The organism is Mesorhizobium sp. M1409 (genome assembly GCF_040317535.1).
In the GTDB taxonomy this organism is placed as follows: domain Bacteria; phylum Pseudomonadota; class Alphaproteobacteria; order Rhizobiales; family Rhizobiaceae; genus Mesorhizobium.
Window position 1 is genome coordinate 1 of the sequence record NZ_JAMYKV010000096.1, and the last position, 10426, is coordinate 10426.

Below are 10426 nucleotides of genomic sequence, written 5' to 3' on the forward strand. Positions count from 1 at the left end.
GTTGGCCGCGTGACAGTGAGCTATGCTGGAGATTGGGGTGACGAGGCTGATCAAGCCTTCCAACAGTACCAGCCTGATCAATTACAGCGAGAGCTACCGGTCCGGAGATCGCATCAGCGCCTCTCTGCATATGCACGCGGCCACCTGAATTGCCGATTTCGCTCAGCTGCTGCTGAATGGCGACGGCTTGCGGCGTATTCAGGGCCCTCTGCGTCTGCGCTGGCCACAACAGCGCTGGTGAATGTTCATTGTTGGGACGACTCACTCGGGTGGCAGGTGGTTGCCCTGGTCAAGCTCATCCGGCGAAGGGCGGATCTGCTGTTGGCTGGCAGCCAAGACTGGGGGCGGCGGCCCGAACTCCGGCGTCCCAGAGCTTGCGAAAGCCTCCGACACGCTTCTGTTGAGGTCATCCCGTCCAGCGGGCATCCCTGGGTTGCTGAAAAAAGACGAGGCGGCTTGATGATCCTGCCCTCGCTGAAGCACCTCGCGAAACCCCCTGTTCCAGTCGCAGAAGCTCCTCTGGATTGGTTGGCGGCTCGTCAGCTCGACCATCGAACAGCGGCCGGAGCGCCTCGGACACGTGCTGCTCAAAGCCCACTTGCCGGGCTTGGCCTGCTTGCCCCTCTTCCAAGCCGGCGTCCTGCACCTGCGACAAAGCTGTTACACGGGATGGATTTTTTCGCGGGGTCCACACCAGCCTCACATCAAACTGTATCGTCAAAGTCCTGCGCCAATTCACACAGCGGGTCATCGAGTTGAGATTCGGCGGAGAGCGCCTCCTCTGCTCCCGTCAAGGGCGCCGGCTCCGGGAGGGCGCCTGTCTGGCGTTCAAAGATGCGTTTCAGAATGCGATCCGAGAAATAACGCACCTTCCTCAATTTTAATGGTGGCAGACCTTTGATGAGAACAATCTCGTAGTCGTCATCGAGCAGCCGAACCTGTTCGGGACGCAATAGCGGTGCACCTTGATGTGAATTCTGAATGGTCCAGTCGAACGTTCGCGCCTGGCTGTGGGAAATCGATTTGGCTTCAAACGTGTATTCACCGATGGCCTTGGAAATGTAGTTCGGAGTCTCGTCATCAGCCGTGGCCATGAACACTTGCAGTCCGGTATTGCTGAGAAAATTCTGCTTGCCAGCCTCTCCATAAGCCCCCGTCAGTGCCGAAAGGCTTTGGATGATGAGCATGAAACGCCCCTTGTAGCCCGCGATAGTCGTGATTGCGGTCTCGATCGCCTCCAGCTTACCCAAGTGCTTGAACTCGTCGAGCAGGAAGAGAACCTCGTGCTTTTCATCCCGGCGGGCCAGCGACCGCTGCAGAATTGAAACGATTTGCTGAAAAAACAAGCGTATCAGAGGCGCGATCACCTCAAGGTCGTTCGGACCAACGCAAAGATAGATGCACGTTCTGCGACGGCGAAGATCATAGACCGAAAAGTCCGAGCGACTTGTGGCCGCCTTTACAGCGGGATCCGCCCACAGGTTGAGCCCGCCATCGCCGAGCACGGAAGTGTAGGAGGTTAGGATTTTCGTATCGTTCCCCGCCATGTCGTCGAAGATGCGTTGTGCCTCTTTGTTCTGGGTCTCCATGGCGAGTCGCGCGAAGAGCTTAAATTTCTCCCCCGGCTGGGCGAAGAGGTCATAGACGGCGCCGATTGTTGGCGTGCCCCGCTCGATGCAGGCAAGGATTCCCGCGACAAAGATATCTCGCGCGCCGCTGACGAAACCTTCCGCGCCCTCCCCCTTGGCCGTAATCAGGTTTGCGGCCAAGCGGCGGGCTTCGGTGAATTGCTGCTGTGGAGGCAACGCTATAAGATCCAACAGCGGATTGTAGCAGTTTGTGCGCCGCTCCGAATCCAGCGGCGCGAATTTAAACACGTCGTCACCTGCGGCTTTGCGCGCCCTCGAGGTGAGCTCAAAGAGCTCCCCCTTGACGTCCAGAGCTATCACCGAGCCTTTGAATGTAAGTAGCGTTGGAATGACTATGCCGACGCCCTTGCCAGCGCGGGTCGGTGCAACGATGAGGCTGTGAGGCTGCTCGCCATTGGTCAGGTAGTAGCCAGGCCAGAAAGGCGCACTTGTCTTCCCAAACACCGGCCCTGTCACGCCACGGTATCGTCGCAGATATCCCGTGCGTCGCATTTCATCCACTCGAGCCCAACGAGCCGTCCCGTGGTGTTCGAGCTTGCGGCGCAATACGATCTGCTGAATCAGCAAGACGACCGCGGACGTCGAGAGCACGATAGCCGCGCCCCGATAGAAAACGGGGGTTGCGAAACCCAAATAGAAGGGCGTCTCAAACCAAAAGGCACGGACATCAAACGCCATCAGAGCCTCGCCGCTACCGCCGTGGCGGAAGGTTGCGTAAAGACTTGCCGCACAGAAGCCCACGGCGAGTGAGCACGCGATGCTAATGGCTATGTTGGGGGGCGTCGTTTTTGTTGAAAGCATTGTTCCATTGCCGGATTAGCCGTAGCTAATGCTGCGCGTGCTTCAGAGACCGAACCGGCGTCGCGCGATGTCGCCGCTCGACAGATCGATGCCGCAGCGGGTGGTGCGATGCTTGCAGCGCATCACCCGGCAGACGTGGTTTTTGAAAGTTACACTAAGCAGGTACGTCAACGGCCAGCGAATTGGAAACGGCAAGGCCGTAAACGGAATTCGGGAGAGAAAGCGTCACTGTACCATGGCCGAGACCTCAACGGCCGGAGCGATCTCTGCTTCTGGTGGCCTCCATTAGGTCCTCTCGGGCGTGATTGAAGGCGTGGTTTATGGACCGCCCGATTTGAGCACCCCGCTGCAGCTGTTCATAGGAGGTTTGCGGGCCTACTGTATCACGGACTGCAGCCTCAATACCTGCTATGTGGCCGTCCAGATTCGCACTCCGTTCCTCTGCTGCATGCTGCGGCGGCGGCATGTGCGGCAAGATGTCTTGCATGCCGGGAAAAACTGAGTGAGCTTGGGCCTGTTGATTTGCGTCTAACTGGGGATACATGTTGAGAATAGCATTGGATGCCATGTTTCTGACATTGCCATCCGGATCAGAAGAAGCCAATCCAATGGCCTGATCAAGAATGCGAGATTTATTTTCGTCAGTAAACTTACTGAAGTGTGGCGCAACATAATAAGTTCCGAGAGCTTGCGACGGCGGATCCATGTTGCCAATGCGATTAACAATAGCATCTTGCAGCCCTGGCGTTAGGTAATCGCCTAGATTACTGGCCGCTCCGACTTTCTGCAATGCTATGTCATCCGTGCTGTACCCCAATTCGGCTGTTAATGTCGCGGCCAGATTGATGGCTGATCGTCCAAGCCGATTGGTCCGCCTTTCAAATCTCGCGAGGTCAGTTTCTGGCCCGGGTTGAGTGCCCCGAACGGCTGTTCGCTCGTGCGTCCCGAGGCCTTTGAAGCCCCCAAGATTTCGCGCTGTATCGCGCGGGTTAGCGGTTACCAGCCGTTCTGCAACATCGCTCAATGGCCCCTCTGGAACGTCACGGAGGCTACTGCTCCCCACGCCTTGAGATGATCTTGCAGCTGCACGTGCCCGTTTGTTATCGCGATCCATTGCTCGCCTCCAAAGTAGTTATTCTACCCAATGAGGTTACCACCGAAGCTTGACCCGCTAAACCGATATGATGTTACAGTTGTAGTATGGCAAAGGGTTCCCAGCTCTGTGGGTCTGCCAAGTGCCCGTCCAAGCCGAAGAAAATACGATGAAGCTGGCATCAAATGCGATGTGAACTGCCCCGGGCATTCCGGTGGCCGTTTCGTTTGAGTCACGCGGCTATGGCTGGTTCATCCAACATGGCGTAGTAGCGTTCCTCGGCTTCGGCCGGCGGGATGTTGCCGATGGGCTCCAGCAGCCAGCGATTGTTGAAGCAGTCGACCCATTCGAGCGTGGCGAACTCGACGGCCTCGAATGAGCGCCAGGGTCCGCGTCGATGCATCACCTCGGCCTTGTAAAGACCGTTGATCGTTTCCGCGAGAGCATTATCGAAAGAGTCGCCGACACTGCCCACTGCGGGTTCGACGCCGGCCTCCGCCAAGCGCTCGGTGTATTGAATGCCGAACCCTAGAGAATCAGCCCTCAGAGCCTTTGGTAATAGACCGACCCCTCGCACCTGTTTGGGCTGGGTGTACAAGTCAGGTTTTCATCAGGTTGGACGAGTATGTCTGGCAGCCAGAGCGCGACCACTTCCGTGCCCGCCCGCTCGTCTGGCAGACACACAAAGGAGAAAGACATGCCGTCAGCTACAAGCAGCGCCATCGTTTCCTGCCGCAGATCATCGCCCATCCGGTCTGGCCCTCCTTCAGGTCCCCTTGGCCTGTGTCTCGTCGAGGAAATGGCCCGGGAGCGGGATCGTGGTTTCGTATGAGACAATCCGCCGGTGCGGCAACAAATGCGGTCCGCATACGGAGCCATTACGTCGCGGCACTTGATATTGCAGTGCAGCAAAGGTAGAGGGCCGCCCCTTATCGGAGTGTCGTCCATGGTCCTTACCAATACTGGTAGCGAGGCAGAACCCGTCGAACAGTCGAGCCATCCGGCAATCGAACAGCAAAGCCCCGAGGTGCTGATGCTAGGCGCGCTCGGCGTTGTCTATGGCGATATTGGCACCAGCCCGATCTACGCGTTCCGTGAGGCGCTGGTGGCGTCGTCGGGCGGCAATGTCGCCGAGCGCGGCGATATCCTCGGCGTTTTGTCATTGATCATCTGGTCGCTGACGATCATCGTCACCATCAAGTACATCATGTTCGTGCTGCGCGCCGATAACGGCGGCGAGGGCGGCGTGCTGTCGCTGATGGCGCTGGCGCGCGGCAGTTTCCCCAAGCGCTCGGCGCTGATGCTCGGCATCGGCATCGTCGGGGCATCGCTTTTCTTCGGTGATGCCGTCATCACACCGGCGATATCGGTGCTGTCGGCGGTTGAGGGCATGAATGTCGTCACGCCGACCTTCCAGCCCTATGTCGTGCCGCTGACACTGGTCATTCTTACCATGGTGTTTGCGGTGCAGCGCTTCGGCACGGGCGGGGTAGGATTGGTGTTCGGCCCGGTGACGGCGGTGTGGTTCCTGGCAATTGGCCTTTCCGGGCTCAACCACATCATCGCCGATCCGGAAATCCTGTGGGCGGTGAGCCCGCACTACATCGTCGCGTTTCTGATCAATTCGCCCGACGTCGCTTTCGTGACCATCGGCGCCATCTTCCTCGCCGTCACCGGCGCCGAAGCACTCTATGCCGATCTCGGCCATTTCGGCCGCAAGCCGATCGTGCTGGCCTGGCTGGCGATCGTGTTTCCCTGCCTGCTGCTCAATTATGCCGGGCAAGGCGCCTTCGTGCTGGCCAAGAATGGCGTCGTCGGCCATCCATTCTTCGAGATGAACGAAGGCTGGACGCTGATCCCGATGGTCGTGCTGGCGACGGCCGCGACTGTCATCGCCAGCCAGGCGGTCATCTCCGGCGCCTTCTCGCTGACCCGGCAGGCGGTGCAGCTCAATATGCTGCCGCGCCTGGAAATCCTGCACACCTCGGAGAAGCAGTCGGGCCAGATCTACATGCCGCGCGTCAATCTGTTGCTGGCGCTGGCGGTGATGCTGCTGGTCGTCGGTTTCGGCGAATCGAGCAAGCTCGCCTCCGCCTATGGCATCTCGGTGACCGGCAACATGCTGGTGACGACGGTGCTGCTGTTCGTCGTCATGACCCGGATCTGGAAATGGCGGCTGTGGGTGGCGGTCGCCATGACGGCGCTGTTCGGCTTCATCGATGTCGGCTTTTTTGCCTCCAACATCGTCAAAGTGTTCGAGGGTGGCTGGGCTTCGCTGGCGGTGGCCTTCACCATTGTGCTGGCTATGTGGACCTGGGTGCGCGGCAGCCGCTATCTGTTCGACAAGACCCGCCGCAACGAAATCCCGCTCGATTTCCTCGCCGGCAATCTCCTGAAGAAAAAGCCGCAGCTGGTGTCCGGCACCGCGGTGTTCCTGACGAGCGATCCACTCAGCGCGCCAACCGCGCTGATGCACAGCCTGAAGCACTACAAGGTGCTGCACGAGCAGAACGTCATCCTTTCGGTGGTGACCGCGCCGCAACCGGTGGTGCCCGACAGCGACCGGGTCAAGATGGAGACGGTCAACGAGCTGTTCATGCGGGTGACGCTGACCTTCGGCTACATGGAGCAGCCGAACATCCCGCGCGCGCTGGCGATCTGCCGCAAGCAAGGCTGGAAGTTCGACATCATGACGACCTCGTTCTTCCTGTCACGGCGTTCGCTCAAGGCCTCGCCCAATTCCGGCATGCCGGTGTGGCAGGACCGGTTGTTCATCGGCCTGGCGCGTACGGCGGCCGACGCGACGGAGTACTTCCAGATCCCGACCGGACGCGTCGTCGAGATCGGAACGCAAGTGACGATTTAGGGCATGCCGCGGTTGAGAAGAATCGGTGCTGTCACATTGATTGAGCGGTAAGGAAATTCAGGTAGCAGCGCGCCCGGCACTGTAAGTTTCAGCGGCTTGATGCAGCGATAGCTGGCCGGGACGGCTGTCACGCTGTGGCGACACACGCGATTTTGTTCCAGATTTGCATGGGGCGTTACGCAGGTCTCGATGTTGAGCCGATGACAGCGCATTGCAGGGAAAGTGAGCAGGTCGGCAATCGGATCATGGATGGAAACGAACCGCTGAAGCTGGCGTGCCGACTTGAAGCGTTTCATGATCCTTTCGCGTCGTCGGGTCGGCTGGTGCGAATTTTCCGCTCGATTATTCAGGCCTGTGTGCGACCGGTGTTCGACGCCGGGCATGAGGTCGCGCATGGCGGCATCATAGGATCGGAGCTTGTCGGTGATCATGATCCGTGGTGTCCGCCCTTGAGCTTTCAGCAACTTGCGCATCAGACGCTTTGCCGCCTTGGCATTTCGGCGGCTTTGTACCAGCACTTCGAGGACGAAGCCGTCCTGATCGACGGCACGCCGGAGCCACTGCTTCTTGCCACTGATAGCCACGACACATTCGTCGAGATGCCATTTATCGCCCAGGCAGCCGGCTGATATTGATCTCCTGGGCGGAATGCCGTCCGAATTTCTCCGCGCAGCTTCGAACGGTCTGATGCGTGACGATGATGCCGCGGGCCGCCAGCATGTCCTCAACCATGCGCAGGCTGAGCGGAAAGCGAAAGTAGAGCCATACCGCGTGCGCAATGATCTCGGCGGGAAAGCGGTGGCGACCATAGAGCGGATCACGAGCAACTTCTGACATGGCCCAATGTACGCACATCTTCATAAGCTGTCGGTTGACTTTACGATGCCGCGCCAAGCGAGCAGCATCCGGCCGGCGGGGCCGACCCCGTCTCCCGGCCGTGAGCAGAACGGCATCGCGCAGGTGCCGCTTCATCCTCGACCGGCCAGCCTGCTTTGCCGTTACCGCCGCCGCCGAAAGCGCCAGGCGTTGCCGCCAGGCGCCGATCCGCCGGCAGCGGTTCGTTTCCACCGATGATCCGAGTGCCAACCAGTTCCACTTTCCCCCAATACCTGCGTAACGCCGCCATGCAAATCTGGAACAAAATCGCGTATGTCGCCGCAGCATGACAGCCGTCCCGACCAGCTATCGCTGCATCAATACGCTGATATCTTTACAGTGCCCGCACGCCTCTCGCGCGCCAACGGCCAGTCGGGTGTCGCGAATGAGGCGCGCTGAAGCCATCCGGCTCAGCCGATCATGGCGCTTCGGTTGCCGGGTTCGAGGTCGTGGCCTCTGCCGCTGCGCGATTCTAGCATTTGCGCCTTGGAGAGCTCTGCTTCAGCCTCGGCGAGGCATGGCTCGGCTGCGGTTCTCTGCCGCAGAAGGTCCGATTGCGAATTCTTGACGTTGTCACGACGTAGGCGAGCGGCCTTGGCGAACGTCGGATAAGCGAAATGATTGACATCGGAGATGCCGGCCTTCGTTTCCTCGGCGTTTAACTGGAAGTCCAGTTCTCGCGCCATGCGTTCGAAATCGGCAATCATGATGTCTAGCTGGTGCAACTGTCGCCGCTTCTCATTCACCTGAAATTGCTTCAGTCGGACCAGATTACCTCGTGGCTTCATGACTCGGTACTCCGGTACCCATTTCGTCCAATCAAACCGCTCTCTCCCCTTAACGTTAGGCCTACAGCGACTCTCACGTTTTCTGCTGCGAGCGGAAACATATTTTCCAAAATCCTTGGCCGATGGCTATGAGTTCAATGGCATCGACAAGCATGCGAGCGGGGGACTTAAGGGGCGGTAAAAAAAGGCGGAATAGGGCGATTTTCACAATGTCTGCATTGAACGCGTTGAGACCTGCGGCGGGCTTGACACACAAAGCAATCGTCAAGATTTGCGACATGGACGCCGGGGGGCATGAATACGCCCGCCGTCAGCTACACGCCCCCCGATTTCCGCCGCCTATTATCGCCCACGCGGTCTGGCTTTATTTCCGGTTTCCGCTGAGCCTGCGCCTGGTTGAGGAAATGCTGCTGGAACGCGGCATCGTGGTTTCGTATGAGACAAGTCGCCGGTGGGGCATCAAATTCGGGCTGGACTGCGCTCGCTGCTTGCGCCGCAAGCCGCCGTGCCGGAATGACGTCTGGTACCTGAACGAAGTGGTCGTCACCATCGCCCGGCAAAAAGCTTTGGTTGTGGCGCACCGTCGACCAGGATGGATATGTGCTGGACGAAATCGTGCAAAACCGCCGCAACACCAAGGCCGCCAAGCGCTTGCTGACGCGGCTGTTGAAGAAGCAGGGGCTCGCGCCGAAGCGCATGATCACCGACTAGCTGCGCTCGTATGGAGCGGCAAAGCGACAGGTGATGCCGGACGTCAAGCACCGGTCGCACAAGGGGTTGAACAACGGAGCGGAGAATTCCCATGTGCCGCCGCGAAAACGGGAGCGGATGATGCAGGGGTCCGATCGCCGAGAGGCCTGCAACGCTTCGTCTCGACCTTGTCAGCCCTCCGCAACCTCTTCGTCCCGCCCCGCCCCAAACGTTCTGCTCTCGCCATACATGTTCATCGCCTCAGCGCGATGGCGCTGGTGATATCACGACGCGTTTGTACCGCTCGACCTACGCCACAGGTGCCGACGCTGTGACGAGCTTCGTCGGTCGCGTGTCGAGTGACGGCACCGGGGACAATTATCGTCGACCGCAGTCCATTGCCCAGACCAAGGCGCTTCTCGGCGTCGGCACGATGGCAAATCGCAGCGTCACGATCTCGGCCGCTGCCCCTTCTGGCGGCGTGGACGGTGATTTCTGGGTGCAGCCGTAATGGCCCTTTACGTCAAAGCCTCCGGGGTCTGGGGGGCGGCCAGCGCCGTCTGGGTGAAAATCTCAAGCCTCTGGACCAAGGCTCGACAGGTCTATGTGCGCAGCTCGGGCGTCTGGGAGAAAATGTTCCCGATAGATCTGGTCTTCAATGGCACTCACGAAGACTCGACTGCCACGACCGTTTACACCCACACCAGCATTCCGCTTCTTGTCGCGCCACACGCTAATCGTCGTGTCATCGTGACAACTGAGACCACTGACACCGAAAGTGCAGTGACCGTCAACAGTATGACGATTGGGGGTGTGGCTGCCACCCTTCTCGCTCAGGTGGAAAGCATCTTCAATTCTGGTGTGGTCTATCTGTCAGTGTGGTCAGCCCTCGTGCCAACCGGTACGACGGCAACGATCGTGACCACGTATAGTGAGAGCGTGTTCCGTGACTACATGTCGGTCTATACGACCACCGATTGGGATGGTGTGGTGGGCACTGTTGCCTCTGACAACAATTCAACGGGTGGCCTGACAACGACCGTCAGCATTGGTGCCCTGGGCGCAGCGATCGCAATTGCGGGCAACGCCACCAAGGGGGCATCGGCACTGCGACATGGACCGGGCTGACCCAACAGTTCTCAAACACACCAGTCACGGATACAAACCACAGCGGAGCAATGGCCATAGCTACCGCCGCCCAAGCTGCCCTCACCGTAACCTGTGCCTACAGCACTACTCCAGCACTTGCCGCACTGCTGGTGGTTCCGCGGTGCGCAACTCCTGACTGGCGACGGCGTCGGCGACATGCCTTACGGACTCGTATTGCCAGAGCTTGTAATCGTCGACAAACCAGCCAAGTCGGCTCTCGATCGCCGTAGCAAGCTCGTTATAGTCGAGGCTGTCGAGGCCGAGATCCCGCATTCTGGTTGTCATCGAGACCTCTACTTTTTCGGCAACTAGAGCGTTGAGGGTTTTGAGAACCAGTTGTTCAATTTCAAGTAATGTCATCACTAATACATGCCTTTTGATTGCAGATTCAGGTAATGCAACCCTGATCGGGGCCCAACCCCCAAAACGAGGTGTGCCGTTGAAACATGTTCTTGTCATTGACGATGATGCCGCAATGCGGCGCCTCATCGCCGAGTATCTCACGATGCATGCC

Annotated in this window: 7 protein-coding genes and 5 pseudogenes; 5 read left to right on the forward strand and 7 right to left on the reverse strand. The window is 59.0% G+C overall.

Translation table 11 applies throughout. The features are described 5' to 3' along the window. Positions 1-704: 704 nt before the first annotated feature. From virD4 to NKG99_RS34475, 3 genes and pseudogenes are all read right to left on the reverse strand, one after another. Positions 705-2450 (reverse strand): type IV secretion system ATPase VirD4, encoded by a 1746-nt coding sequence (gene virD4, locus NKG99_RS34465; RefSeq protein ID WP_352873877.1) that lies wholly within the window; start codon positions 2448-2450, stop codon positions 705-707. 247 nt (positions 2451-2697) lie between these two features. After that, positions 2698-3474: a hypothetical protein gene (locus tag NKG99_RS34470; protein ID WP_352607955.1), complete on the reverse strand. Its 777-nt coding sequence runs from the start codon at positions 3472-3474 to the stop codon at positions 2698-2700. Between the two features lie 301 nt (positions 3475-3775). Next, positions 3776-4063 (reverse strand): annotated as a pseudogene (locus tag NKG99_RS34475) (IS3 family transposase); the annotation flags it as partial. Between the two features lie 426 nt (positions 4064-4489). On the opposite strand from NKG99_RS34475, the gene NKG99_RS34480 reads away from it, so the two are divergent. After that, a complete protein-coding gene (locus tag NKG99_RS34480; protein ID WP_023766567.1) occupies positions 4490-6409 on the forward strand; it encodes a potassium transporter Kup in 1920 nt (639 codons plus the stop codon). A gap of 127 nt (positions 6410-6536) precedes the next feature. Here the strand turns inward: NKG99_RS34480 and NKG99_RS34485 are convergent. The 3 genes and pseudogenes from NKG99_RS34485 to NKG99_RS34495 form a co-directional block, all read right to left on the reverse strand. Beyond that, positions 6537-7246, reverse strand: a pseudogene (locus NKG99_RS34485) (IS6 family transposase). A 75-nt stretch (positions 7247-7321) separates the two neighbouring features. Beyond that, a pseudogene (locus NKG99_RS34490) lies at positions 7322-7573 on the reverse strand (DUF1403 family protein); the annotation flags it as partial. Between the two features lie 122 nt (positions 7574-7695). After that, on the reverse strand, positions 7696-8073 hold the full coding sequence (locus tag NKG99_RS34495; RefSeq protein ID WP_023679574.1) for a hypothetical protein: 378 nt from the start codon (positions 8071-8073) through the stop codon (positions 7696-7698). 294 nt (positions 8074-8367) lie between these two features. Here NKG99_RS34495 and NKG99_RS34500 point away from each other — a divergent pair. From NKG99_RS34500 to NKG99_RS34510, 3 genes and pseudogenes are all read left to right on the forward strand, one after another. Beyond that, positions 8368-9098 (forward strand): annotated as a pseudogene (locus tag NKG99_RS34500) (IS6 family transposase). Beyond that, on the forward strand, positions 9095-9274 hold the full coding sequence (locus NKG99_RS34505) for a hypothetical protein (RefSeq protein ID WP_031194388.1): 180 nt from the start codon (positions 9095-9097) through the stop codon (positions 9272-9274). Before NKG99_RS34500 ends, NKG99_RS34505 begins: the two are co-directional and overlap by 4 nt. Continuing rightward, entirely contained in the window at positions 9274-9891 is a 618-nt protein-coding gene (locus tag NKG99_RS34510; RefSeq protein ID WP_023737119.1) for a hypothetical protein, read from the forward strand. The genes NKG99_RS34505 and NKG99_RS34510 overlap by 1 nt, the downstream gene beginning before the upstream one ends. 105 nt (positions 9892-9996) lie before the next feature. Here the strand turns inward: NKG99_RS34510 and NKG99_RS34515 are convergent, their stop codons facing one another. After that, positions 9997-10371 carry an acyl carrier protein gene (locus tag NKG99_RS34515; protein WP_352593620.1) on the reverse strand — a complete coding sequence of 125 codons (375 nt, stop codon included), beginning with the start codon at positions 10369-10371 and terminating at the stop codon, positions 9997-9999. Between NKG99_RS34515 and NKG99_RS34520 the strand changes: the two are divergent. Then, positions 10352-10426: pseudogene (locus tag NKG99_RS34520) on the forward strand (DNA-binding response regulator); the annotation flags it as partial. The gene NKG99_RS34515 and the pseudogene NKG99_RS34520 sit on opposite strands and share 20 nt — an antisense overlap.